Origin of the sequence: Agromyces sp. NPDC057865 (assembly GCF_042796995.1) — a bacterium.
GTDB lineage: Bacteria > Actinomycetota > Actinomycetes > Actinomycetales > Microbacteriaceae > Agromyces.
Genome location: NZ_JBHVMJ010000004.1, coordinates 36367 through 61004, shown reverse-complemented (window position 1 = coordinate 61004; position 24638 = coordinate 36367). Strand labels below are relative to the sequence as shown.

Annotated in this window: 24 protein-coding genes and 1 pseudogene; 15 read left to right on the top strand and 10 right to left on the bottom strand. The window is 72.2% G+C overall.

Annotated elements, in window-relative coordinates; translation table 11 throughout:
- Positions 1-2 precede the first annotated feature (2 nt).
- On the bottom strand, positions 3-401 hold the full coding sequence (locus ACFVN5_RS18050; protein WP_376956954.1) for a thioredoxin family protein: 399 nt from the start codon (positions 399-401) through the stop codon (positions 3-5).
- Between the two features lie 147 nt (positions 402-548).
- On the opposite strand from ACFVN5_RS18050, the gene ACFVN5_RS18045 reads away from it, so the two are divergent.
- Positions 549-1454, top strand: a complete 906-nt coding sequence (locus ACFVN5_RS18045; RefSeq protein WP_376957259.1) for an alpha/beta fold hydrolase — start codon at positions 549-551, stop codon at positions 1452-1454.
- A gap of 6 nt (positions 1455-1460) precedes the next feature.
- On the opposite strand, the gene ACFVN5_RS18040 is transcribed toward ACFVN5_RS18045, so the two are convergent.
- Positions 1461-2261 (bottom strand): glycosyltransferase family 2 protein, encoded by an 801-nt coding sequence (locus ACFVN5_RS18040; RefSeq protein WP_376956952.1) that lies wholly within the window; start codon positions 2259-2261, stop codon positions 1461-1463.
- A 154-nt stretch (positions 2262-2415) separates the two neighbouring features.
- On the opposite strand from ACFVN5_RS18040, the gene ACFVN5_RS18035 reads away from it, so the two are divergent.
- From ACFVN5_RS18035 to ACFVN5_RS18020, 4 genes and pseudogenes are all read left to right on the top strand, one after another.
- On the top strand, positions 2416-4044 hold the full coding sequence (locus tag ACFVN5_RS18035) for a M28 family peptidase (RefSeq protein WP_376956950.1): 1629 nt from the start codon (positions 2416-2418) through the stop codon (positions 4042-4044).
- Between the two features lie 92 nt (positions 4045-4136).
- A pseudogene (locus tag ACFVN5_RS18030) lies at positions 4137-4872 on the top strand (fructosamine kinase family protein).
- A gap of 93 nt (positions 4873-4965) precedes the next feature.
- The gene (locus ACFVN5_RS18025) at positions 4966-6207 is read left to right on the top strand and encodes an LLM class flavin-dependent oxidoreductase (RefSeq protein ID WP_376956948.1); all 1242 of its coding nucleotides are present in this window, start codon (positions 4966-4968) and stop codon (positions 6205-6207) included.
- A complete protein-coding gene (locus ACFVN5_RS18020; protein WP_376956946.1) occupies positions 6204-6842 on the top strand; it encodes an FMN reductase in 639 nt (212 codons plus the stop codon). The genes ACFVN5_RS18025 and ACFVN5_RS18020 overlap by 4 nt, the downstream gene beginning before the upstream one ends.
- A 1-nt stretch (position 6843) precedes the next feature.
- On the opposite strand, the gene ACFVN5_RS18015 is transcribed toward ACFVN5_RS18020, so the two are convergent.
- Positions 6844-7458 (bottom strand): DedA family protein, encoded by a 615-nt coding sequence (locus tag ACFVN5_RS18015; protein WP_376956944.1) that lies wholly within the window; start codon positions 7456-7458, stop codon positions 6844-6846.
- A gap of 67 nt (positions 7459-7525) precedes the next feature.
- The gene (locus tag ACFVN5_RS18010) at positions 7526-7729 is read right to left on the bottom strand and encodes a dodecin family protein (RefSeq protein ID WP_376956943.1); all 204 of its coding nucleotides are present in this window, start codon (positions 7727-7729) and stop codon (positions 7526-7528) included.
- A 203-nt stretch (positions 7730-7932) separates the two neighbouring features.
- On the opposite strand from ACFVN5_RS18010, the gene ACFVN5_RS18005 reads away from it, so the two are divergent.
- A complete protein-coding gene (locus ACFVN5_RS18005) occupies positions 7933-9912 on the top strand; it encodes a glycosyltransferase (protein ID WP_376956941.1) in 1980 nt (659 codons plus the stop codon).
- 45 nt (positions 9913-9957) lie between these two features.
- Here the strand turns inward: ACFVN5_RS18005 and ACFVN5_RS18000 are convergent, their stop codons facing one another.
- Complete coding sequence (locus tag ACFVN5_RS18000) at positions 9958-10149, bottom strand: DUF5302 domain-containing protein (RefSeq protein ID WP_376956939.1); 192 nt, start codon at positions 10147-10149, stop codon at positions 9958-9960.
- Between the two features lie 345 nt (positions 10150-10494).
- Here ACFVN5_RS18000 and ACFVN5_RS17995 point away from each other — a divergent pair, with 345 nt between their 5' ends.
- Positions 10495-12777, top strand: a complete 2283-nt coding sequence (locus ACFVN5_RS17995) for a polyribonucleotide nucleotidyltransferase (protein ID WP_376956937.1) — start codon at positions 10495-10497, stop codon at positions 12775-12777.
- Positions 12778-12861: 84 nt separating this feature from the next.
- Here the strand turns inward: ACFVN5_RS17995 and ACFVN5_RS17990 are convergent, their stop codons facing one another.
- Positions 12862-13752 carry a RimK family alpha-L-glutamate ligase gene (locus ACFVN5_RS17990; RefSeq protein WP_376956935.1) on the bottom strand — a complete coding sequence of 297 codons (891 nt, stop codon included), beginning with the start codon at positions 13750-13752 and terminating at the stop codon, positions 12862-12864.
- Between the two features lie 5 nt (positions 13753-13757).
- A complete protein-coding gene (locus tag ACFVN5_RS17985) occupies positions 13758-14222 on the bottom strand; it encodes an Lrp/AsnC family transcriptional regulator (RefSeq protein ID WP_376956933.1) in 465 nt (154 codons plus the stop codon).
- Between the two features lie 166 nt (positions 14223-14388).
- On the opposite strand from ACFVN5_RS17985, the gene pdhA reads away from it, so the two are divergent.
- Genes pdhA through ACFVN5_RS17965 form a run of 4 tightly spaced genes read left to right on the top strand, consistent with a single transcriptional unit; the run spans position 14389 to position 18350 of the window.
- Complete coding sequence (pdhA, locus tag ACFVN5_RS17980) at positions 14389-15531, top strand: pyruvate dehydrogenase (acetyl-transferring) E1 component subunit alpha (RefSeq protein WP_376956931.1); 1143 nt, start codon at positions 14389-14391, stop codon at positions 15529-15531.
- Positions 15528-16538: an alpha-ketoacid dehydrogenase subunit beta gene (locus tag ACFVN5_RS17975; protein WP_376956929.1), complete on the top strand. Its 1011-nt coding sequence runs from the start codon at positions 15528-15530 to the stop codon at positions 16536-16538. The genes pdhA and ACFVN5_RS17975 overlap by 4 nt, the downstream gene beginning before the upstream one ends.
- A 5-nt stretch (positions 16539-16543) precedes the next feature.
- Entirely contained in the window at positions 16544-18013 is a 1470-nt protein-coding gene (locus ACFVN5_RS17970) for a dihydrolipoamide acetyltransferase family protein (protein ID WP_376957257.1), read from the top strand.
- Between the two features lie 28 nt (positions 18014-18041).
- Positions 18042-18350 (top strand): 4a-hydroxytetrahydrobiopterin dehydratase, encoded by a 309-nt coding sequence (locus ACFVN5_RS17965; protein ID WP_376956927.1) that lies wholly within the window; start codon positions 18042-18044, stop codon positions 18348-18350.
- 18 nt (positions 18351-18368) lie between these two features.
- Here the strand turns inward: ACFVN5_RS17965 and ACFVN5_RS17960 are convergent, their stop codons facing one another.
- Both ACFVN5_RS17960 and ACFVN5_RS17955 read right to left on the bottom strand, forming a co-directional pair.
- On the bottom strand, positions 18369-18851 hold the full coding sequence (locus tag ACFVN5_RS17960) for a GNAT family N-acetyltransferase (RefSeq protein WP_376956925.1): 483 nt from the start codon (positions 18849-18851) through the stop codon (positions 18369-18371).
- On the bottom strand, positions 18830-19489 hold the full coding sequence (locus tag ACFVN5_RS17955) for a TetR/AcrR family transcriptional regulator (RefSeq protein ID WP_376956923.1): 660 nt from the start codon (positions 19487-19489) through the stop codon (positions 18830-18832). Before ACFVN5_RS17955 ends, ACFVN5_RS17960 begins: the two co-directional genes overlap by 22 nt.
- Positions 19490-19591: 102 nt before the next feature.
- Between ACFVN5_RS17955 and ACFVN5_RS17950 the strand changes: the two genes are divergently transcribed.
- Positions 19592-21199 carry a carboxyl transferase domain-containing protein gene (locus ACFVN5_RS17950; RefSeq protein WP_376956921.1) on the top strand — a complete coding sequence of 536 codons (1608 nt, stop codon included), beginning with the start codon at positions 19592-19594 and terminating at the stop codon, positions 21197-21199.
- A gap of 89 nt (positions 21200-21288) precedes the next feature.
- Here the strand turns inward: ACFVN5_RS17950 and ACFVN5_RS17945 are convergent, their stop codons facing one another.
- Positions 21289-22014, bottom strand: a complete 726-nt coding sequence (locus tag ACFVN5_RS17945; protein WP_376956919.1) for an MBL fold metallo-hydrolase — start codon at positions 22012-22014, stop codon at positions 21289-21291.
- A gap of 114 nt (positions 22015-22128) precedes the next feature.
- Between ACFVN5_RS17945 and ACFVN5_RS17940 the strand changes: the two genes are divergently transcribed.
- The 3 genes from ACFVN5_RS17940 to ACFVN5_RS17930 all read left to right on the top strand — a co-directional run bounded on the left by ACFVN5_RS17940 (position 22129) and on the right by ACFVN5_RS17930 (position 24635).
- On the top strand, positions 22129-22701 hold the full coding sequence (locus tag ACFVN5_RS17940; protein ID WP_376956917.1) for a TetR/AcrR family transcriptional regulator: 573 nt from the start codon (positions 22129-22131) through the stop codon (positions 22699-22701).
- A 160-nt stretch (positions 22702-22861) separates the two neighbouring features.
- Positions 22862-23638 (top strand): electron transfer flavoprotein subunit beta/FixA family protein, encoded by a 777-nt coding sequence (locus ACFVN5_RS17935; RefSeq protein ID WP_376956915.1) that lies wholly within the window; start codon positions 22862-22864, stop codon positions 23636-23638.
- A 10-nt stretch (positions 23639-23648) separates the two neighbouring features.
- Complete coding sequence (locus tag ACFVN5_RS17930; protein WP_376956913.1) at positions 23649-24635, top strand: electron transfer flavoprotein subunit alpha/FixB family protein; 987 nt, start codon at positions 23649-23651, stop codon at positions 24633-24635.
- The last annotated feature ends 3 nt before the right edge of the window (positions 24636-24638 follow it).

Below are 24638 nucleotides of genomic sequence, written 5' to 3'. Positions count from 1 at the left end.
GCTCAGGCCTCGGTCGCCTGCGAGGAGGCGACCGCCTGCTCGGTCTCGCGCTGCGCGAGCTCGGCGCGGACGCGGTCCATGTCGAGCGCCCGAACCTGCGAGATGAGATCGTCGAGCATGGGACGGGGGAGCGCGCCGGCCTGGGCGAACACGCCGATGCCGTCCTTGAACGCCATGATCGTGGGGATCGACGTGATGTTCATCGCGGCGGCCAGCTGCTGCTGGTCCTCGGTGTCGACCTTCGCGAAGACGAAGTCGGGATTCGCCTCGGACGCCGCCTCGTAGTTGGGGGCGAACTGGCGGCACGGACCGCACCACTCCGCCCAGAAGTCGACGAAGACGGTGCCCCCGTCGAGGATGGTCTTCTCGAAGTCGTCGAGGGTGAGCGCCACGGTAGCCATGCGACCACCCTATGTCGACCGGGCCGGGGATCGCCCGGTGTTCGCTGTGGGCGACCCGCACGCCGCGAGTATCCTCATGGCGTGGTCGCATTCGGAGGCGTGCTCGGTTCGTTCCGTCGGCGCGGCTCGTCGCCCGACGACGAGCCCGTGCAGGCCGACGTGCCCGGCGACGAGGCCCTCGCGCTCGACGGCACGATCCCCGACCTCGACTGGTGTGCCTTCCCGCCCGGCACGGAGCGCGCCGAGTTCCCCGCGCCCAGCGGCCCCCTCGCCCGAGTGGCGCTCGGCCCCGCCGACGGGCCGCGCGTCGTGCTCGTCCCCGGCGCGACGGGGTCGAAGGAGGACTTCGTCCTCATGATGCCGCTGCTGGCCGACGCGGGCTATCGGGTGGAGTCCTACGACCTCGCAGGCCAGTACGAGTCGTGGAACGCGGGTCCGTGGAACCTCGAGCCGCCGCGCAGCCGCTACGACGAGCGCCTCTTCCTCGACGACCTGCTCGCCGTGCTCGACGACGGCGCCGGCGACGCGCACGTGCTGGGCTACAGCTTCGCGGCCACGCTCGCCGAGCTCGCACTGCTCGAGCGTCCCGACCGGTTCGCGAGCCTCACGCTGCTCAGTGCACCGCCCGAACCGGGCCAGGCGTTCCGCGGGGTCAAGCGCATCGGGCCCATCAGCGGCCTGACCTCGCCGCGCCAAGGCGCGGCGCTCATGCTCTGGGGCATCCGCAACAACCTCAACAAGGTGCCGCCGCGGCGGCTCGCGTTCGTGCGCGAGCGGTTCGCGCTGACCCGGCGCGAGAGCGTCGACGACATCATCGGGCTCATGATGCGCACGCCCGACCTGCGGTCGCGGCTCGCGGCGTCGCCCGTGCCGAAGCTCGTCGCCGTCGGCGCGCACGACCTGTGGCCACGCGAACTGCACGAGCGGTTCGCGCAGCAGATCGGCGCGCGCTTCGCCGTGTACGCGACGGGGCACAGCCCCTGCGAGACCGCGCCGCACCAGCTCGTGCGCGACATGCGGGAGCTCTTCGAGCTCACCGACGCGGTGCCGTAGATCGCCTCAGGCGGGCAGCGGCCGCTCGCCGTCGCCGTCGGGGTCGGTCGCCTCGGCGAGCATCGCGGGTGAGACGAGGTCGACGTCGATCCGCCGGTCGGCGCGGCGCTCGAACGGCGGCCACGCCCGCCACTCGACGCCGAGCGTGTGGAACGCCATGCGCACGCGCCGGCGGAGCTCGGCGAAGCTGTCGAACGGCCGTGCCGAGACGCCCACCACGAGCGACCGGTCGTACACGACGGTCATGCCGGGGCGCAGCCACCACGCGAGGTCGAGGTCGTCATGCAGGTCGGCGCGGTCGCGATGCACGACGTCGCGCAGCACGAGCCACGCGTCGGAGCGGATGGCGTAGTTCGAGCCGAAGATCGGCGGATGCCCCAGCAGTGCGCCGATCACCGTGAAGTAGCCGCCCAGGTAGACGTATCGGGCGATCCACCGGCGCGGCGCCGTCTGCCCGTAGAACACCCCGGTGCCGGTCACGACCGTCGGGTGGTCGCGGCGCGACATCCGCTGCTCGACGCACTCGAGCCAGTCGGGCGCCGGCACCGAGTCGGCGTCGAGCCGGGCCAGCACGTCGCCGGATGCCGCGTCGAAGCCCGCCGCGGTCGCGGGCCAGATGCCGCGAACGGGCTGGTCGACCACGCGGGCGCCGGCCGCGCGGGCGACCTCGACCGAGGCATCCGTGGAGCCGTTGTCGACGACGACGACCTCGTCGGCCGGGCGGGTCTGCCGCGCGAGCGCGTCGAGGCACGCCGCCAGGAAGTCCGCGTCGTCCAGACACGGAATGACGACCGAGATCGTGCTCATCACGGCGAGTCTAGCCATCGGGGGAGCGCGCCCACGCAGCAATCGTGCGTGGCGCGACGGCATTTCGCATCCGGGGGTTCCGCCCGCGCACAGCCAACGCATAGGCTCCCCCGGAACGGGTGTCAACGAGGACATCCGCACGGAAGGGAAGACGATGTACCCATCTGCACCACTTTCGAGACGCGCCAAGACGGCCATCATCGCGACCACCGCGATCGCGGCCCTGGCGCTGGTGCCGGCCGGAGGCGCGATCGCCGCGCCGTCGTCGCAGGGCTGCGACAACCGCGCCAACATCACCTACGACAAGCTCCTCGGCTGCGTCACGGTCGACGGCGTGCTCGAGCACGAACGGGCGCTGCAGGCCATCGCGGATGCCAACGGCGACACCCGCGCTGCCGGCACGACGGGCTACACCGAGAGCGTCGAGTACGTCGTCGACACCCTCGAAGCCGCCGGATGGAACGTCGAGCTCGACGAGTTCCCGTTCACGTTCGTGCCGCCGCCCCTGCTCGAGCAGACGGCGCCGGTGCAGGCCGAGTACGGCACCGGCGTCTTCACCGGCACGGGCTATGGCGAGATCACGGGCAATGTGATCCCGGTCGACATCAACCTGACGCCGCCGCGGGACCCCGTGACGAGCGGGTGCGAGGCGTCCGACTTCAGCGGGCTGAACTTCACCGGCCCCACCGACATCGCGCTCATCCAACGTGGCACCTGCGAGTTCGGCGTCAAGGCCATCAACGCCCAGAACGCCGGCGCCGAAGCGGTCATCATCTTCAACCAGGGCAACACGCCGCTGCGCGAGGGGCTGATCACCGGCACGCTGTTCGGCGTCAACCAGACGCCGCTGAGCATCCCCGTGGTCGGCGCCAGCTTCGCCGACGGCTCCGCGCTGTCGCAGGCCGGCTCGCGGGCGCACATCGTGGTCGACCAGCCCGAGTCGCGCCCGCAGGTCAACGTGATCGCGGAGCTGCCGGGCAGGAACGACACCAACGTCGTGATGGCCGGCGCGCACCTCGACTCCGTGCAGGCGGGTCCCGGCATCAACGACAACGGCAGCGGCTCGTCGGCCCTGCTCGAGATCGCCCAGCAGATCTCGAAGCTCAAGCCCGAGAACACGCTGCGCTTCGCGTGGTGGGGTGCCGAGGAGAGCGGCCTGCTCGGGTCGCACGCCTACGTCGACGAGCAGGTCGAGACGGGTGGCATCGAGGACATCGCGCTGTACCTGAACTTCGACATGGTCGCCTCGCCCAACTACATCTTCATGGTGTACGACGGCGACGAGTCCGGTTGGGCCGCGCCGGCCGGCGTGCCGATCCCCGAGGGGTCGATCCAGATCGAGGACCTCTTCGAGAGTTACTACACGTGGGCGGGCGTGCCGTACGACGACGCGCAGTTCAGCGGTCGCAGCGACTACCAGGGGTTCATCCAGGAGGGCATCCCGTCGGGCGGCCTGTTCACGGGTGCCGAAGTCGTGAAGACCGCGCAGCAGGCGGCGATCTGGGGCGGCACCGCAGGTGCGCAGTACGACCCGTGCTACCACCTCGCATGCGACGACATCGACAACCTGTCGCTGCACGCGCTCGACGTGAACACCGACGCCATCGCGACGGCGGTGCTCACCTACGCGTACTCGACCGAGTCGGTGAACGGCGTGAAGGGCAAGAAGGTGCCCGGGAACTTCAGCCTCCCGGCCCCGGCCGGCCCCGAGGGCACCGTGAACCTGCCCGGCGGCGGCGGGCTCGCTCCCGACCACGGCCACGGTCACGACGACGCCGACTGAGTCGGCGTGATGCAGGGGCGGGGGTGCCGCGAGGCGCCCCCGCCCTTCGGCTGCTCCGGAGCGGGTCGGGCAGACTGTGACGCGTGCAGACGATCGTCAAGCGCCGGGCGGATGCCCCGCCGGGCTTCTTCGAGGCCGAGGCGGCCGGGCTCGCGTGGCTGGCCGCGGCCGGCGGCGTCGACACGGTGGGCGTCGCGGCCGTGTCGCCGGGCCGGATCGAGCTCGAGCGCATCGACGAGACGCGTCCCGATCCCGCGGCGGCGGAGGCGTTCGGGGCGGCCCTCGCCCGAACGCACGCCGCGGGCGCGCGGGCGTTCGGCGCACCGCCCGACGGCTGGGAGGGCCCCCCCCGCGGCAACCGATCGCAGCTGGGGCGTGTTCTACGCGCGCGACCGCGTGCTGCCGTACCTCGAGCTCGCGGAGGAGGTCGGCGACACGACGCCGGCCGAGGGTCGGCTCGTGCGCCGGGCGCTCGACATCGTCGCGGCGGGCGCGTTCGACGACGACGAGCCGCCGGCCCGCCTGCACGGTGACCTGTGGAACGGCAACGTGCTCTGGTCGACGCGCGGGGTGGTGCTGATCGACCCCGCGGCGCACGGCGGTCATCGCGAGACCGACCTCGCCATGCTCGCCCTGTTCGGCTGCCCGCATCTCGAGGTGGTGCTCGCGGCGTACGACACGGCGGCGCCGCTGCGGGAAGGCTGGCGCGATCGCGTGCCGCTGCACCAGCTGCATCCGCTCGCGGTGCACGCCGCCGGACACGGCCGCGGCTACGGCATCGCCCTCGCGGATGCCGCGGAGCGGGTGCTGGAACTCGCGGGAACCTGACGCGACGGATGCGGGAATAGATTCGTGGGGGCATCCGTTCAGTACAATTGCATGCAAACGCATGAAGTAGCAGGAAGAGCCCAGGAGGGCGAGATGCAGTTCGGAATCTTCACGGTCAGCGACATCACGCAGGACCCGACGACCGGTCGAACCCCGACCGAGGCCGAGCGGATCCAGGCGACGCTGACGATCGCCAAGCACGCGGAGGAGGTCGGACTCGACGTCTTCGCGCTCGGTGAGCACCACAACCCGCCGTTCTGGTCGTCATCGCCCACCACCACCCTCGCGTACATCGCCGGCCAGACGTCGACGCTGCAGCTGTCGACCGCGACCACGCTGATCACGACCAACGACCCGGTCAAGATCGCCGAGGACTACGCGATGCTGCAGCACGTATCGGGCGGTCGCGCCGACCTCATGCTCGGCCGCGGCAACACCGGTCCGGTGTACCCCTGGTTCGGCAAGGACATCCGCCAGGGCCTGCCGATCACCCTCGAGTCGTACGAGCTGCTGCACCGCCTCTGGCGTGAGGACGTCGTGGACTGGGAGGGCAAGTTCCGCACCCCGCTGCAGGGCTTCACCTCGACCCCGCGTCCGCTCGACGGCGTGCCGCCCTTCGTGTGGCACGGCTCGATCCGCAGCCCCGAGATCGCCGAGCAGGCCGCGTTCTACGGCGACGGCTTCTTCGCGAACCACATCTTCTGGCCCGCGTCGCACACGCAGCGCATGATCGCGCTGTACCGCCAGCGCTTCGAGCACCACGGCCACGGCACCGCGGCGCAGGCGATCGTCGGACTCGGCGGTCAGGTCTTCATGCGCAAGAACTCGCAGGACGCGGTGCGCGACTTCCGTCCGTACTTCGACAACGCGCCGGTCTACGGGCACGGCCCGAGCCTCGAGGAGTTCAGCCAGCAGACCCCGCTCACCGTGGGCAGCCCGCAGGAGGTCATCGACCGCACGCTCGGCTTCCGCGACTACGTCGGCGACTACCAGCGCCAGCTGTGGCTCATCGACCACGCCGGGCTCCCGCTGAAGACCGTGCTCGAGCAGCTCGACCTGCTCGGCGGCGAGGTCGTGCCGGTGCTGCGCGAGGAGTTCGCGAAGGACCGCCCGGCCGACGTGCCCGACGCGCCGACGCACGCTTCGCTCGTGCGGGCGACGTACGGCGACGAGGCGCCGCGCCAGGCGACGCCCAACGCGAACCGCGGCGACAACCTGACCGTCGGGTCGCCCTACCAGGACGCCCAGCAGGACGCGCCCGCCGCGTCCGCGACGTCGAACCAGTCCGGCTCGGCCTTCGGCCCCGCCGCCACCCGCAAGGAGGTCGTGCGATGAGCACGAAGAAGATCGTCGTCATCTCGGCCGGTCTCTCGACCCCGAGCTCCACCCGGCAGCTGGCCGACCGGCTCGCCTCCGACACCCTCGGCATCCTGCGCGAGCGGGGCGTCGACGTGGAGGTGCAGACGTTCGAGCTGCGCGACCTCGCGCACGACATCACGAACCACCTGCTCATGGGCTTCGCCCCGCCGAAGCTGCAGGAGGCGCTCGACGCCGTGTCGTCGGCCGACGGCCTCATCGCCGTCACGCCGATCTTCACGACGAGCTACGCGGGCCTGTTCAAGTCGTTCATCGACGTGGTCGACCCGCAGGCGCTCACCGACCTGCCTGTGCTGCTCGGCGCGACCGGGGGCACCCCGCGCCACTCGCTCGCGATCGACTACGCGATCCGCCCACTGTTCACCTACCTGCACGCCATCCCGGTCACGACCGGCGTCTTCGCCGCGACCAGCGACTGGGGCGGCACGGGCGAGGCCGGCGACGGCGTCCGGTCGCTGCCCGACCGCGTCTTCCGAGGCGCGAGCGAGCTCGCCGACCTCGTCGAGCGCACCGACCGCTCGCAGCTCGTGAACGACCCGTTCGCGCTCGACCGTCCGATGGGCCACCTCGTCGGCGGTCTCGCAGGGGAGTAGGTCAGGAGTCGCCATCGGGGCTCGACGCCGTCCTGGCGTCGAGCCCCGCGACCATCCGGTCGACGAGCAGCCCGAGTGCGATCGCGACGGGAATCGAGACCGCGACCGCGACGAGCGGGGTGTCGCGGAACGCGCTCCCGACGATGGCGCCGACGCCGACGTTGTAGAGCGCCCAGGCGATGCCCGCCGCGAGCGAGAGCGGGAGGTAGCGACGCAGCGGCACCCGTCCGGCGCCCGCGGCGAGGTTCACGGCGATGCGGGCGAACGGCACGTACCGCGCCGTGAACACGAGCACGGCCGTGCGCCGGTGCACCGTGGCGCGGGCGCGCGCGATCGCGGCGGCCGCGCGGCCCTCGCGCTGCCAGCGCCACCGGTCGAGCCCGATCCGGCGGCCGATGAGGTAGCACAGGCCGTCGCCGACGACCGCGCCCGCGGCGGCCGCGAGCACGATCGCGAGCAGCGGCGGCGCCCCCTCGGTCGCCCAGAGCGCGCCCAGCGCGACGACCGCCGTCTCGCTGGGGACCACGACGAGGAACGCGTCGCCGACCACGAGCGCGAACAGCGCGGGCACGAGCCACGGCGAGGCCGCGAGGCCGGCGACCCACGCAGCATCCACCCCGCCGTTCTATCGAGGCGATGTGAACGGCCGGCGACGGGACGGTGTCAGGCGTGCCCTTCGACGGTCAGTCGAGCACGAAGCTGACCTCGAGGACGACCGACCACGCGGTGATCTTCCCCTCGGACGCCTCGACCTTCTGCTCCTTCACCCAGGCGCCGCTGACATGGCGCAGGGTCTGCGCCGCGCGCTCGATGCCGACCGCGACGGCGTCCTCGAAGCTGGTGTCCGAACGGACGGTGATGGTGGTGACCCTTGCGACGGATGACATGGCGTTCCTCCTCGAACAGGCGGGTTTTCCTCGGGCCCCATCATCCGCCCTCGGCCTGCCGCCCGCGAGGGGTTGACGGTCGGATGCCGCGAGCCGACGTCACGGCGACGGCCCGGCGAACGGCCGCCGACGACTCGATGAATCCTCGGCGATCGGGGCCGTTCCGGTCGGTCGCGGCCTCGTGGAGCACCCACGCTGGAGTCGTGAAGGTCGCCCTCCTCGCCGAATCGTTCCTCCCGCACATGAACGGCGTGACCCACTCGCTGCTCCAGGTGCTCCGGCACCTCGAGCGGCGCGGACACGAGGCCCTGGTCGTCGCACCGCGATCCGGGCCCATCGACCGTTCGCTGCACGGCGCGCAGACCGTGCTGCTCCCGTCGATGCCGCTGCCGAGCTACCCCGACGTGCGCGTCACGCTCGCGACGACGCAGCGGCTGTCGGCCGTGCTCCGCGAGCACGGCGCCGACGTGATGCACCTCGCCTCCCCGTTCGTGCTCGGCTGGCGGGGGCTCGCCGCGGCCGAACCCCTCGGCATCCCGTCGGTGGCGGTGTACCAGACCGACATCCCGTCGTACGCCGAGAAGTACGGCGTGCCCGGCGCGGCGCCCGCGCTCATGCGCCACCTCGGCCGGCTGCACCGCCGCGCGACGCTGACCCTCGCGCCGTCGTCGTCCGCGGTGGAGCGCCTCGCCGCGGCCGGCGTGGAGGACGACCGCGTGCGCATCTGGCGCCGAGGCGTCGACACCGAGCGATTCGCGCCAGGCCGCCGGAGCGAGCGGTGGCGTCGCGAGGTGGCTGCGCCCGGCGAGGTGATCGTCGGCTACGTCGGACGCCTCGCCCCCGAGAAGCAGGTCGAGGACCTCCGGGCGATCACCGCGCTGCCGGGCGTGCGCCTCGTCGTCATCGGCGACGGCCCGTCCCGTCCCGCCCTGGAGCGCCTCCTGCCGGGCGCGCACTTCACGGGCTTCCTCGGCGGCGACGCGCTCGCCGAGGCGATGGCGAGCCTCGACGTGTTCGTGCACCCGGGGGAGCGGGAGACGTTCTGCCAGACGGTGCAGGAGGCGCTCGCGAGCGGCGTGCCCGTCGTCGCGACGGGCGCCGGCGGCCCGCTCGACCTCGTGCGCTCGAGCGTCGACGGCTGGCTGTACCGCCCCGGCGACCTCGAGGAGCTCCGCGAGCGTGTGCGCGACCTCGCGGGCGACGACGCCAAGCGTCGCGCGTTCGGCGTGCGCGCCCGGGAGGCCGTCCGCGGTCGCGGCTGGGACGTCCTCGGCGACGAGCTCATCGGCCACTACGAGGACGTGGTCGAGAGCCCGACGCGCCCCGCGCGCCGGACGCCGATGACGACGGTGGATCGCGCGCCCGCGGCATCCGTCGTCGCCCCGCCCCGCTGGCGGCGCTACGTGGCCGTCGGCGACTCGCTCACCGAGGGACTCTGCGACGCGTCGCGGATGCCGGCGGGGGAGTACCGCGGCTGGGCCGACCGCCTCGCCCTGCTGCTCGCGCTCGCGAGCCCGGCCGATGCCCCGGTCGAGTACGCGAACCTCGCGGTGCGCAGCCGGAAGGTCGCCGACGCGATCGACGACCAGCTGCCGTCGGCCGTCGCCCTCGGGGCCGACCTCGTCAGCGTGCTCATCGGCGCCAACGACCTCGTCGGGCGTCGAGCGGATGCCGCGGCGCTGGCGACCCGACTCGGCGAGGCGGTGCTCGAGGTGCGCGGCACGGGCGCCGACGTGCTGCTCGTCACGCCGTTCATGCCGGCCCGTCCGGCCGCGCGCCTGTTCGACCTGCGGTTCGCGCAGTTCGCCGAGCGGCTCGCCGGGATCGTCGACGGCGCCGGCGTGCGGCTCCTCGACGTGCGCTCGGACTCCGGCCTCGTCGCACCCGCGATGTGGGCCGCCGATCGGGTGCACTTGAACTCGGCCGGACACCGTGCGCTCGCCTACGCGGCGGCCGGAGTGCTGGGCGTGCCCGACGCGGCCGAGCTCGAGCGCCTCGAGCGGGCGGTCCACGACGACGGCGCGGTGCCCGACCGGCCGGTCGGCGATGCCGAGTGGCTGGCGCGGCACGCCGCGCCCTGGGTGCTGCGTCGGCTGCGCGGGCGCACCGCGGGCGACGGGCGTGAGGCGAAGCGGCCCGGGCTCGTGGCGGTGCCGACGACGTCGACTCTGCGCGCGCGTTGAGCCGGTCCGACAGGGTGGCGCGGTGGCGAACGAACCGGGCGGCGCTCAGCCGCTCTTGCGGCGGAATTCCCGCTTGTGGTCGACCGGGCCGTGCGTGTTGTTCGCGCCCGAGGTGCCGTCGAGATGCGACTCGCCCTCGCGCTGCTTCGAGGCCTTGTTCTTGCGATCGAGCGCCTCGCGGAACTTGCGCTTCGTCTCCTCGGAGGGTCCGGTGGTGCTCTGCTCGTCGGAAGTCATGTCCACGAGTCTGGCACGGATGCCGCGACGCACCCCTCTGCTAGGCTGGGACCGGTCGCCCGATGGGCCACCGCCGTCTGGGGTGCCGTGAACCGGCGCATCCGCTCGGATGATCCCGGCGGCACAACTGCACATCGAGCACCGTGCTCAGTTCGAGCACACACGGAGCAGGCCGGCAGGAAGCTGGTCCCCTGTGGTGGCTTACCAAACCGCGAGGCTTGGTGGACTTCTACTGGTGGCCAGCGTGAGCACATCGCCTGATGCGTTTCGTAATGCCTGTTCCTGCTCCTGACGTATGAGTCGCGCCCACGACGGGGTGCGACGTAAAACAAAGGAGAAGACCTCTTGGAAGGTCCTGAGATCACGTTCGCCGAAACCGTCATCGACAACGGTCGGTTCGGCACCCGCACCATCCGGTTCGAGACCGGCCGCCTCGCCCAGCAGGCGCAGGGCTCCGCGGTCGCCTACATCGACGAGGAGACCATGCTGCTGTCGGCGACCTCGGTCTCCAAGCAGCCGAAGGAGCACTTCGACTTCTTCCCGCTCACGATCGACGTCGAGGAGCGCATGTACGCCGCGGGCCGCATCCCCGGCTCGTTCTTCCGCCGCGAGGGCCGTCCCTCGACCGAGGCGATCCTCACCTGCCGTCTCATCGACCGCCCGCTGCGTCCCTCGTTCGTCGACGGCCTCCGCAACGAGGTCCAGGTCGTCGTCACGGTGCTCGCCATCGAGCCCGACGAGTACTACGACGTGCTCGCGATCAACGCCGCGTCGCTCTCGACGCAGCTTTCCGGCCTGCCCTTCTCGGGTCCGATCGGCGGCGTTCGCGTCGCGCTCATCGACGGCCAGTGGGTCGCGTTCCCGAAGTACTCGCAGATCGAGGAGGCCGTGTTCAGCATGGTCGTCGCCGGTCGCGTGGTCACCGAGGCCGACGGCTCGCAGGACGTCGCGATCATGATGATCGAGGCCGAGGCCACCGACAACGCGTGGAACCTCATCCAGGCCGGCGGGGTCAAGCCCGACGAGACCGTCATCGCCGAGGGCATCGAGGCGTCGAAGCCGTTCATCCGCCAGCTCGTCGAGGCGCAGCAGCAGGTCGCGGCCACCGCGGCGAAGCCGACCGCCGACTACCCGACGTTCCCGCCCTACCAGCAGTCGACCTACGACGTGGTCGCGTCCGCGGCGTACGACGAGCTCAAGGGCATCTACCAGATCGCCGGCAAGGTCGAGCGCCAGGACGCCGACGACGAGCTCAAGGCCCGCGTCAAGGCCGAGGTGGCCGCCAAGGTCGAGAGCGGCGAGCTCCCCGAGTCCGCCAACGCCGAGGTGTCCGCCGCGTACAAGTCGGTCACCAAGCTGGTCGTCCGCTCGCGCGTGCTCGAGGAGGGCGTCCGAATCGACGGCCGCGGCCTCGCGGACATCCGCCCGCTCGACGCCGAGGTGCAGGTCGTGCCCCGCGTGCACGGCTCGGCCATCTTCCAGCGCGGCGAGACGCAGATCCTCGGCGTCACCACGCTGAACATGCTGAAGCTCGAGCAGCAGATCGACTCGCTGAGCCCGGTCACCAAGAAGCGCTACATGCACAACTACAACTTCCCGCCCTACTCGACCGGTGAGACCGGCCGCGTCGGGTCGCCGAAGCGTCGCGAGATCGGGCACGGCGCACTCGCCGAGCGCGCGCTCGTGCCGGTGCTGCCCACGCGCGACGAGTTCCCCTACGCGATCCGCCAGGTGTCCGAGGCGCTCGGCTCCAACGGCTCGACCTCGATGGGCTCCGTCTGCGCCTCGACGCTCTCGCTGCTCAATGCGGGCGTGCCGCTGCGCGCTCCCGTCGCGGGCATCGCGATGGGCCTCATCTCCGACACCGTGAACGGCGAGACCCGCTACGCGGCCCTCACCGACATCCTCGGTGCCGAGGACGCCCTCGGCGACATGGACTTCAAGGTCGCCGGCACGTCGGAGTTCGTCACCGCGATCCAGCTCGACACCAAGCTCGACGGCATCCCCGCCTCGGTGCTGGCCGGCGCGCTGACGCAGGCGAAGGACGCCCGCACGACCATCCTCGCGGTGCTCAACGCCGCGATCGACGGTCCCGACGAGATGGCCCCGACCGCGCCGCGCGTCATCAGCGTGCAGATCCCGGTCGACAAGATCGGCGAGTTGATCGGCCCGAAGGGCAAGACGATCAACGCGATCCAGGACGAGACCGGCGCCGAGATCTCCATCGAGGAGGACGGCACCGTCTACATCGGCGCGACCGACGGCCCCTCGGCCGAGGCCGCCCGCGCCCAGGTCAACGCGATCGCCAACCCGACCAACCCCGAGGTCGGCGAGCAGTTCCTCGGCACCGTCGTGAAGATCGCCGCGTTCGGCGCCTTCATCTCGCTGCTGCCCGGCAAGGACGGCCTGCTGCACATCTCCGAGGTGCGCAAGCTCGCCGGCGGCAAGCGCGTCGAGAACGTCGAAGACGTGCTCGGCGTCGGCCAGAAGATCCTCGTCGAGATCACCAAGATCGACGACCGCGGCAAGCTCTCGCTCGCCCCGGTGCTGGCCGAGGAGGCTGACACCGAGGGCCGCGAGGCGACCGGCGTGCACGCCGACGCTCCCGCCGAGGGCGCCGACGTCTAGTCGATCACCGCGTCACCGGATGCCCGTCCCGACTCGTTCGGGGCGGGCATCCGTCGTCTCACCGGCACCGGTGCGCGCGTCGCCTCACGCCGAGTCGAGCCGCGCGATCGTCGCGTCGGCGAGGCGCTCGGCGCTCCCCGGCGCGAGGCCGAGGTAGAGCATCGGCTCGATGAGCTCGAGCTCGAGCACTGCGAGGCGCCCGGCGAAGCGCACGACGTCGAACCGCGCGTAGAGCAGGTCGAAGGGAAGCCGATCGAGCATCGCCGACACCGCCGCGACGTCGGCCGGATCGGGGTCCGTGAGCTCCACCGTCCCGCCGTAGATCCCGTGGGCGCGGAAGTCGCCCGCGGCCGGGCGCTTGCGCAGCGCGTGGCTCGGCACGCCGCCGACGAACGCGAACGACAGCTCGCCCTCGTCCACGATCGCGTCCGCGAAGGGCTGCACCATGACCTCGGTCCCGGGCGCCATGGCGCCGAGCGCGTCGGCCAGCCCCGCGGCATCCGTGCGCACGACGCCCGAGCCGCCGACGCCGATCGCGGGCTTCAGCACGAGCTCGTGCCAGCCCGCGTCCTCCACCGCACCGAGCAGGCGGGATGCCTCGGCCGCCGTGCCGCGCACGAGCGGCACGATCGGCACGCCGATCCGCGCGAGGTCGTCGAGGTAGTGCTTGTCGGCGTTCCAGTGCACGGCGGCGACCGGATTGAGGAGCGTGCATCGCGACCGCGCGATCTCGCCGGTGACGTCGAGGAACTCGCCGAGGTGGTCGACGTAGTCCCAGGTGCTGCGCAGCAGTGCGACGTCGTACGCATCCCAGTCGACGTCGGGGCGCGACCAGGCCACGGCCTCGGCGTCGACGTCGCGCTCGGCGAACGCGTCGAGGACCCGGCGGTCGTCGTCGAACAGCGCCTCCACGTCGGGGATCTCCCAGTCGACGAAGCTCGGGAGCCGTTCGCACCGCAGCACCGCGACGCGCATGGACGTCAGGCCCGCTTGTCGAGGAGGGGTGCGAGCCGGAAGGGGATCAGCTCGCCCATCGCGAGCGAGGTCTCGGTGCGCTCGACGCCGTCGATGGCGAGGATGACGCCGTCGATCCGGAACAGGTCGTGCGCGTCGCGGCACACCACGCGCACAAGCAGGTCGACGGTGCCCGAGAGCCCGTGCGCCTGGATCACCTCGGGGATGAGCGCGATCTGGTCGACCACCTCGGCGAGCTGCTTCTGCCGCACGTGCACCGAGATGAACGCCTCGAGCGGGTACCCGAGCGGCACCGGATCGATGCTCCGCTCGAACGAGAGGAAGGCACCGGATGCCTCCAGCCGCGCCATGCGCGCCTGCACCGTGTTGCGCGACAGCGCGAGGCGATCGGCGAGGGCCACGACCGTCGCCCTCGGGTCCGCCGCGAGGGCCGCGAGCAGTGCCCGGTCCACCGAGTCGTAGCCGTTCATATCGCCACACGATAGCACCGGATCGCGGGGAGGTACTTGGCAACATGCTCAACGCGTCCGCGCCAACTTGAGCGCAGTGACATATCGACGTACGCTCACGGTATCCGGCAGAGCCGCCGGGCGCGGGCACGCCCACAAGGCAGCCCGCCGAGAGCGAGGATCGACGATGACCCCATCCGACCGAGACGCAACCGGGCTCCTCACCCGACCCGACCACTTCGTGCAGCTCGTCACCCCTGCCGGCGAGCGCCGCGCCGACGCCGAGTTCGACCCGTGGGTCGCCGACGTCGACACCGCCGCCCTCGGCCGGCTGTACCGCGACATGGCGATCGTGCGCCGCATCGACACCGAGGCCACCGCGCTCCAGCGCCAGGGCGAGCTCGGCCTCTGGCCGCCGCTCATGGGCCAGGAGGCCGCCCAGATCGGCTCCGCCCGCGGACTCCGCGACGACGACTTCGTGTTCTCGAGCTACCGCGAGCACGCGGTGGCGTGGTGCCGCGGCGTGAGCGCCGCCGACCTGCTGCGCGTCTGGCGCGGGTCCGCGGCATCCGGCTGGAACCCCTACGACCACAACATGGCCGTGCCGCAGATCATCATCGGCGCGCAGGCCCTGCACGCCACGGGCTACGCCATGGGCGCGGCTTGGGAGGGCACCGACACCGCCACCATCGCGTACTTCGGCGACGGCGCCACGAGCGAGGGCGACGTGAACGAGGCGTTCATCTTCGCCGCGAGCTTCGACGCGCCCGTCGTGTTCTTCTGCCAGAACAACCAGTGGGCGATCTCCGAGCCCGTCGGCCTGCAGTCGAAGCAGCCCCTCGCGCGCCGTGCGGACGGCTTCGGCATGCCCGGCATCCGCGTCGACGGCAACGACGTGCTCGCCGTGCTCGCGGCCACCCGCATCGCGCTCGACCGCGCCCGCCGCGGCGAGGGCCCGACGCTCATCGAGGCCGTGACCTACCGGGTCGGCCCGCACACCACCGCCGACGACCCGAAGCGCTACCGCACCGACGAAGAGCTCGTCGAGTGGGGCGCTCGCGACCCGCTCGCGCGCGTGCTCACCCTGCTCGCCTCGACGGGCTTCGACACCGAGGCGCTCGAGCGCGAGGTCGCCGAGGAGGCGAACCGCGTCGCGGCCGAGCTGCGCGCGGCGATCACGACCATCCCCGACCCCGAGGCGATGACGGTCTTCGACCACGTCTACGCCGAGCCGAACACGCACCTCGCGCGCCAGCGCGACCACTACGCCCGCTACCTCGCGATGTTCGACGAGGGCGCCGCGGCTTCCGCCGAAGGAGCCGCACGATGACCACGCTCACGCTCGGCAAGGCCCTCAACCAGGGCCTGCGCCGCTCCCTCGCGGGCGACGACAAGGTCGTGCTCATGGGCGAGGACATCGGCACGCTCGGCGGCGTCTTCCGGATCACCGATGGCCTGAAGGCCGAGTTCGGTGCGCACCGCGTCGTGGACACGCCGCTGTCGGAGGCGGGCATCGTCGGCACCGCTGTGGGCCTCGCGTACCGCGGCTTCCGACCGGTCGTCGAGATCCAGTTCGACGGCTTCGTCTACCCGGGCTTCGACCAGCTGGTCGCCCAGGTCGCGAAGCTGCACTACCGCTCGCGCGGCACGGTGCGGATGCCGCTGACGATCCGCATCCCGTTCGGTGGCGGCATCGGCGCGGCCGAGCACCACTCCGAGTCGCCCGAGGCGTACTTCGCCCACACCGCGGGATTGCGCGTCGTCGCGTGCTCGAACCCCGCCGACGCGTACGTCATGATCCAGCAGGCGATCGCGAGCGACGACCCCGTGATCTTCCTCGAGCCGAAGCGCCGCTACCACGTGAAGGGCGAGGTCCACGAGACCGCGAGCCTCGCCGACGCGAAGCCCATGGGCGTCGCCTCCGTCGTCACCGCCGGCTCCGACGTGACCCTCGTCACCTACGGCGCGCTCGTGACGACCGCGCGCGACGCGGCGATCGCGGCCGCGGAGGACGGCGTGTCGATCGAGGTCATCGATCTGCGCTCACTCGCTCCGGTCGACTACGCGACGGTCGAGGCATCCGTGCGCCGCACCGGCCGGCTCGTCGTCGCGCACGAGGCCGGCCAGCAGGGCGGCGTCGGCGCGGAGCTCGCCGCGAGCATCACCGAGCGCTGCTTCGAGTTCCTCGAGGCCGCGCCCGTGCGCGTCACCGGCCACGACATCCCGTACCCGCCCGCGAAGCTCGAGAAGCACCACCTGCCCGACCTCGACCGCATCCTCGACGGCGTCGACCGCGCGCTCGGACGACCGAACTCGCTGAGCGGAGTGGAGGCGTGAGCCGGATGATCAAGGAGTTCCCGCTCCCCGACCTCGGCGAGGGCCTCACCGAGTCCGAGATCGTGGCCTGGCGCGTCGCGGTCGGCGACCGCGTCGAGCTCAACCAGATCATCGCCGACGTCGAGACGGCCAAGGCCGTGGTCGAGCTGCCGTCGCCGTACTCGGGTGTCATCACGGCGCTGCACGCCGCCGAGGGCGAGACCGTGAACGTCGGCGAGCCGCTCTTCTCGTGCGACACCGGCGAGGGCGCCGGTGAAGGTGCGCCGACGGATGCCGCGGGCGCGACGTCGGCGGATGCCGCCGCGGCCCCTGCCACCGCCGCTGCCGAGCCCGCCCCCGGGGCCGAGCCCGACGCCGCACCCGGACCGAACCTCGTGGGCTACGGAGCCCGCGACGAGGGCGGGCCGAAGCGACGTGCCCGCCGCACCGCGCTCGCGGACGACCTCGTGCCGTCCGTTCCCGAGAACGGCGGGGCGACCGACCTCGACGCGCCGCCCGCCGGCGCCGCGGCCGCAGCGGCGACGCCCCCGCCGACGGACCTCTCGACGGGCGCACCCGAGCGTCCCCGCTCGACCCCGCCCGTGCGCAAGCTCGCGCGCGACCTCGGCATCGACCTCACGACCGTGAACGGCACGGGGGAGCGCGGGCTCATCACGCGCGCCGACGTCGAGGCCGTCGCCTCCGGTGCTCCGACGAGCGCCGAGCCGGGCGTCGCGCCGACTGCAGTCTCGGGCGCTGCTCCGGCCGCTCCGGCCGTCGCCGGCGCCGAGCGGCCCGCCGAGACCCGCATCCCGATCAAGGGCGTGCGCAAGCACACCGCCGCGGCCATGGTGCAGAGCGCGTTCACCGCGCCGCACGTGACGGAGTTCCTCACGCTCGACGTGACCGCGACCATGGAGCTGCTCCGCAGCATCCGCGAGGACCGCGCGTTCGCCGGGCACAAGGTCACCCCGCTCACGGTGGTGGCGAAGGCCGTCTGCATCGCGGCACGCCGCACGCCCGAGGTGAACTCGCGGTGGGACGAGGGCGCCCAGGAGATCGTGCAGTACGGCGGCGTGAACCTCGGCATCGCCGCGGCGACCGGCCGCGGGCTCGTCGTGCCCAACGTCAAGGGCGCCGAGCGGATGACGCTCATCGAGCTCGCCGACGCGATCTCCGCGCTCGCCGAGACCGCGCGAGCCGGACGCACGCCGCCGGCCGACCTCTCGGGCGGCACGATCTCGATCACGAACATCGGCGTCTTCGGCATCGACGCAGGCACGCCGATCCTCAATCCGGGGGAGGCGGCCATCCTCGCCATGGGCGCCGTGCGTCGCCAGCCGTGGGAGCACCGCGGCGAGATCGCGCTGCGCGAGCTCATGACGCTGAGCCTCTCGTTCGACCACCGCCTGGTCGACGGCGAGCAGGGGTCGCGGTTCCTCGCCGACATCGGCGCGATCCTCCGGGAGCCCGGCCTGGCGCTGACCATGGCGTGACGTCGCGATCGGCTGGAGGATGGGCGTCATGGACGCACGCAGCATCCTCTCGCCGACCGAGACCGAGGCGAGCCTCGAGGGCTCGGGATTCCGCAACTCGCAGAACCACCTCGTGGGCGCCTTCACGACGGCCGACTTCCGCAGCGCGGTGCAGTTCGTCGACAGGGTGGCCGATGTCGCGGACGAACTGAACCACCACCCCGACGTGCGGCTCGGCTGGGGCCACGTGGAGTTCGCCCTCACGTCGCACGACGTCGGCGGGGTCACCCAGCGCGACGTGGACCTCGCGCTGCGCATCCGCGCGATCGCCGACGAGCTCGGCGCGACGCCGGGCTGAGGCCGGGCCGACGCCGACTCAATCGAGGAGGTAGATCCGCTCCTCGACCTCGATGCCGCGCGCGTTCGCGAAGCTCCGCTCGGTGCCGACCTGCACGAAGCCGAGCTTCTCGACGATCGCGATCGAGCGCGCGTTGTCGGCCGCGACGCGCACGCGCACCGGGCGGTCGTGGACGGCGTCGAGGAACAGTCGCACCGCGCGGCTGCCGATGCCCTCGCCCCAGTGCGCGGGGTCGATCCAGTACGTCATCTCGGCCGTGCCCTCGTCGTACCAGCGGGCGACGCTGCCCACCACGGCGCCGTCGGCGCGGACCGTGCGCGCGTCGACCGACGGGTCCGCGAGGAGCCGGCGCCAGTGGGCGTCGAACGTGGCGCGGTCGGTCGGGTCGGGCGGCGTGAAGGCGGCCATCTGCACGGCCGCCTCGTCCTGCTCGAAGGTGAACAGTGCATCGAGATCCCCGTCGCGGGTCGCGCGCAGGGTCACGACATGAGGCTCGCCCATGTCATCTCCTCCAGGATGCCGCGGATGGTGCCGTCGGCGGGTCTGCGCCCAGGGATGCGGGCGCTGTGCGGAGTGGAGTTCAGGAGTCCGAAGGCGGCGTGTGCCCGGAACCTGAGCTCCGTCTCGGCCCGATCGGGCCGGAGTCGCGAGAGGGTGTCGACCCAGTGCTCGACGTAGCGCCGCTGGAGCGAGCGCACCTCGTGCCGTGCGCCGCCGTCGAGCTGCTCGAGCTCGCGATCCTGCACGACGATGACGTCGGCCTCGCCGAGGGCGAAGTCGACGTGGAAGCGGATGAGCGAGCGGAGCGCGGCGGCCGCGTCGGGGGCGTCGCGGAGCACGCCCTCCGCACCTTCGAGCAGCGAACGGCTGGCGCCCTCGAGGATCGCGGCGAGCACAGCGGCCTTGCCCGGGAAGTGCCGGTAGACGGCCGGACCGGACACGCCGACGGCGGCACCGAGGTCTTCGATCGTGACGCCGGCGTACCCGCGCTCGGCGAACAGCGTGGCGGCCGAGCTCAGGATCGCGGCGCGTCGATCGGCCTTGAGCCGTCCGCGCTCGGTGCGCGGCAGGTCGGTCGCCGGGGCGTCGGCCTGCGGGTCCGCGAAGGGGACCGCCGCGTCGTCGAGGGTGCTTGCCATGTCGGTGAGTGCTCGCTAACATCGGGAATCGAGTTAGTGAACACTAACCGAAATGGCGTGCGCTGCACAAGAGGGCACGCCGTCGACGAAGACGGGCAGGCCATGACGACCCTCACGACGGGCATCGACCCCTCGAGCGACGAGGCACGGCGCAACGCCGCGGGCCACGCGGTGCTCGTGCAGGAGCTGCGCGAGAAGCTCGCCACGGCCGCCCTCGGCGGGCCCGAGGCATCCCGCGAACGGCACGTCTCGCGCGGCAAGCTGCTGCCCCGCGACCGCGTCGACCGGCTGCTCGACGAGGGCAGTCCCTTCCTCGAGCTGTCGCCGCTCGCGGCCGACGGGCTGTACGACGGCGACTCGCCGGGCGCGGGCATCATCACGGGCGTCGGGCTCGTGCAGGGCCGTCCGGTCGTGGTCGTCTGCAACGACGCGACCGTGAAGGGCGGCACCTACTATCCGATGACCGTGAAGAAGCACCTGCGTGCGCAGGAGGTCGCCCGCGAGCACCGGCTGCCGTGCGTGTACCTCGTCGACTCGGGCGGCGCGTTCCTGCCGAGGCAGGACGAGGTGTTCCCCGACCGCGACCACTTCGGCCGGATCTTCTACAACCAGGCGCAGCTCTCGTCGATGCGGATCCCGCAGCTCGCGGCCGTGCTCGGCTCGTGCACGGCCGGTGGCGCCTACGTGCCCGCGATGAGCGACGAGTCCGTGATCGTGCGCAACCAGGGCACCATCTTCCTCGGCGGGCCGCCGCTCGTGAAGGCCGCGATCGGCGAGGTCGTCACCCCCGAGGAGCTCGGTGGTGGCGAACTGCACTCGCGGATCTCGGGCGTCACCGATCACCTCGCCGACGACGACGAGCACGCGCTCGAGCTCGTGCGCGACATGGTCGCGACCCTGCCGCAGCCCGCCGAGCGCGCCTGGGCGGTGCGGGAGTCGCGTCCGCCCGCCGTCGACCCCGCCGACCTCCTCGCCGCGGTGCCGGTCGACGTGCAGCAGCCGTATGACGTCCACGAGGTCATCGCGCGCCTCGTCGACGCGAGCGCGTTCAACGAGTTCAAGCCCGACTACGGCGATACCCTCGTGACGGGCTTCGCCCACATCGACGGCCACCCGGTCGGCATCATCGCGAACAACGGCGTGCTGTTCAGCGAGTCGGCGATGAAGGGCGCGCACTTCATCGAGCTGTGCGACCAGCGCGGCATCGCGCTGGTGTTCCTGCAGAACATCTCGGGCTTCATGGTCGGTCGCGACGCGGAGGCCGGCGGCATCGCCAAGCACGGCGCGAAGATGGTCACGGCCGTCGCCACGACCCGCGTGCCGAAGCTCACGGTCGTCATCGGCGGCTCGTTCGGCGCCGGCAACTACTCCATGTGCGGCCGGGCGTACTCGCCGCGGTTCCTCTGGATGTGGCCGAACGCCCGCATCTCGGTGATGGGCGGCGAGCAGGCGGCATCCGTGCTCTCGACCGTGAAGCGCGACCAGCTCGCGGTGCGGGGCGAAGCATGGTCGGATGACGCGGAGCAGGCGTTCAAGGCGCCGATCCAGGAGCAGTACGAGCACCAGGGGAGCCCGTACCACTCGACGGCGCGACTGTGGGACGACGGGATCATCGACCCCGCCGACACCCGCACAGTGCTCGGCCTGGCGCTCGAGCTCGCGAGCCGCACGCCGCTGCCCGAGCCCGCGTTCGGCCTGTTCCGCATGTGACGGGCGGCTGCGCGGGCCGCTGCGCCTGTTCGCCTGCCCGCGCGCCACTTGACGTGGCGCAGGCGGCGTCGAAGTGGCGCAACCGCGAGTCAGGCCGTCGGATGCCCCGCCGCCTCGGTGACCCGCCGCACGGCCTCGTCGACGCCGCCGTCCCACGGCGTGCCGTGGCCGGGCAGCACCCAGGTGGCGCCGATCCCGGCGAGGTGCTGGAGCGAGGTGATCGCCCCGGCGGGGTCGTCGGTGAACGGCGCCGGCTGGGGACCGTTCGCGCCCGTGAGGACGTGTCGCGTGGTGAGCGCGTCGCCGACGAACACCGCGTCGACGGCGGGCACGTGGATCGCGATGCTGCCGGGGGAGTGGCCGGGCATCCCGATCACCCGCGGCGAGCCCGGTAGGTCGAGCACGTCGCCGTCGTGAACGGGGACGACCTCGGCGACCGGGGTCGTGCGCAGGCCGTTCTTGCGCATGGCGTACCAGAGGAACTTCGCGGTGGCGCCGAGCTTGAGGTGCCCCCACTCGGGCTTGGTCGAGACCTCGCCACGTGCGCGCGCGGCATCCGCTTCGTGCACGTAGATCGGGATGTCGTGATCGCGGCGGAGGCGCTCGGCGAAGCCGAGGTGGTCGCTGTCGCCGTGCGTGAGGACGACACCTCGCACGTCGTCGACCGAGCGGCCCATGGCGGCGAGCTCGGCGGTGAAGTCGGACCACTGCCCGGCGAGGCCGGCGTCGATGACGGTGACGCCCTCGGGTGTGTCGACGAGGTAGACCGCGACGATGTCGTTGCCGACGCGGTGGAGGTGGGGTCGGAGTTGCATCCTGATTCCTCGATGTGGGTGAGCGGACTGGACGATAGCTATGCTACATAGCTATGATGGCTACGGTCAATAGCCAATGATCGAACCGCTCGCCGACGGACTCCGGAGGACCCCATGCCGACACCCGATCGCACCTCGCTCGCCGAGATCGTCGAGGCGGGGCGCGAGCTCCTCGAGCGCGACGGACTCGACGGCCTCACCATGCAGGCGGTCGCCACGCGCGTCGGCGTGCGCGCGCCCTCGCTCTACAAGCGCGTGAGCAACCGCGACGCGCTCGTGGCCCTCGTGGCCGACGCGACGCTGCGCGAGCTCGGCGACTCGGTCGACGCGGTGGCGGGCGATCTCGAGCGCGACCCGCGCGAGCGGTTGCGGGAGATGGCGCGCGCGGTCCGCGCGTTCGCCCGTCGACGCCCGGTGGCGTTCCGGCTCATCTTCGCGCCCGGCGCGGAGCTACGACTCGATCCCGATTCGCTGGCACGGTCGAGCGCGTCAGTCGTGGCGGTCTCGGGGGAGCTGGCGGGCGAGGAGCACGCGCTCGACGCCGCCCGCACGTTCACGGCCTGGGCCAACGGGTTCGTGAGCATGGAGCTCGCCGGCGCCTTCCGGCTCGGCGGCGACGTCGATCGCGCGTTCGAGTTCGGGGTCGAGCGCCTCGCCGACGCCGTCGCGGCATCCGGCGCTCGCTGATCGCCTCGGTGCACGCTCGCCCGCCCGCCGCGCGTCGCTTGCCATTTCAGTTAGCGGCCACTAACCTAGTTCGGGTTCGGCGCGCTCACTGCGAGCGCGCGAGGCAACGTCGCAGAGAGGCGCCGATGGTCATGCTGAGCACGCCGGGGAGCGGGGCCCGATGAGGATCATCGTCCTCGTGAAGGAGGTCCCCGACACCTACGGGGAGCGCAAGCTCGACCTCGAGACGGGGCTCGCCGATCGCGCAGCCAGCGAGGCCGTGCTCGACGAGATCAGCGAGCGGGCCCTCGAGGTGGCCCTCAGCTACGCCGACGGGCACGACGACACCGAGGTGGTGGTCCTGTCGATGTCGGCCGAGAGCGCCGCGACGACCATCCGCAAGGGCCTGGCCATGGGAGCCGCCTCCGCCGTGCACATCGCCGACCCCGGTCTGGCGGCTGCGGACCTGGGCCTCACCGCGCGCACGCTCGCCGCGGCGATCCGGCGCACCGGGTTCGACCTCGTCATCACCGGCAACCTCTCGACCGACGGCAGCGGCGGCGTGATCCCGGCCATGCTCGCCGAGCTGCTCGAGGTGCCGAACGCGACCGGCCTCTCGTCCGTCGAGATCGCGGCCGACGCCGTGTCAGGAACCCGCAACGTCGACGGCGGAGTCATGCGCGTGCGCGCCCCACTGCCGGCCGTCATCTCGATCACCGAGGCGCTCCCCGACGCCCGCTTCCCGAACTTCAAGGGCATCATGGCCGCCAAGAAGAAGCCGTACGAGACGCTGAGCGCGACCGAGCTGGGCATCGACCCCGAGGACCTGTCCGTCGCCGTGTCGATCATGACCGCCATCGCCGAGAGGCCCCCGCGCACCGCGGGGACCAAGATCACGGACGAGGGCGACGGCGGCACGAGGATCGCGGAGTTCCTGATCGAGAACCGGCTGGTCTGAGAGGACGATCATGACCGACTTCCCCGCAGACTCGATCCTGGTCCTGCTCGAGGCGACGCCGACCGGCGAGCTCGCGACGAGCGCGGCCGGCCTCCTCGCTGCCGCCTCGCACGTCGGCACGCCCGTCGCGCTCGCCGTCACCGCGCCCGGACAGGCGCAGTCGCTCGCCGAGCAGGCCGCCGCGTTCGGAGCCGACCGCGTGCTCGCCGTCGAGACGGCGTCGGCGCCGTCCGAGCTCACCATCCCGCAGGTCGACGCCCTCGCCGCTGCGGCGGCCCTCGTCGCCCCCGAGGCGGTGCTCGTCTCGAACTCCATCGACGGCCGCGATGTCGCCGGCCGGTTCGCCGCCCGCACCGGCGCCGCCATCGCCGTGGACGCGATCGGCGTCGCGCGCGACGACGAGGGCGTCCTCGCCCACCACTCCGTCTACGGAGGCGCGTACAACGTCGACTCCGCGGCCACCTTCGGTCCGCTCGTCGTCACCGTCCGCCAGGGCGCCGTCGACGCGCGCGCCGAGGCACGGCCGGTCGTCCTCGAGTCGCTCGAGGTGCCCGCGTCGGGCGCGGCATCCGCCACCATCGAGTCGGTCGAAGCCGTCACCGAGACGTCGAGCCGACCCGAGCTGCGTGGGGCGAAGCGGGTCGTCTCGGGCGGTCGTGGCCTCGGCTCCGCCGAGCAGTTCGCCCTCGTCGAGGAGCTCGCCGACGCGCTCGGCGCCGCCGTCGGCGCATCGCGCGCCGCCGTCGACGCCGGCTACATCCCGGCGAGCGCCCAGGTCGGGCAGACCGGCGTCTCGGTCTCGCCGCAGCTCTACATCGCCCTCGGCATCTCGGGCGCCATCCAGCACCGCGCCGGCATGCAGACGGCCAAGAACATCGTCGCCGTGAACAAGGACCCCGACGCGCCGATCTTCGAGGTCGCCGACTTCGGCATCGTCGGCGACGTCTTCACCGTGGTCCCGCAGCTGATCAGCGCGCTCGCCGAACGGAAGCGCTGACCC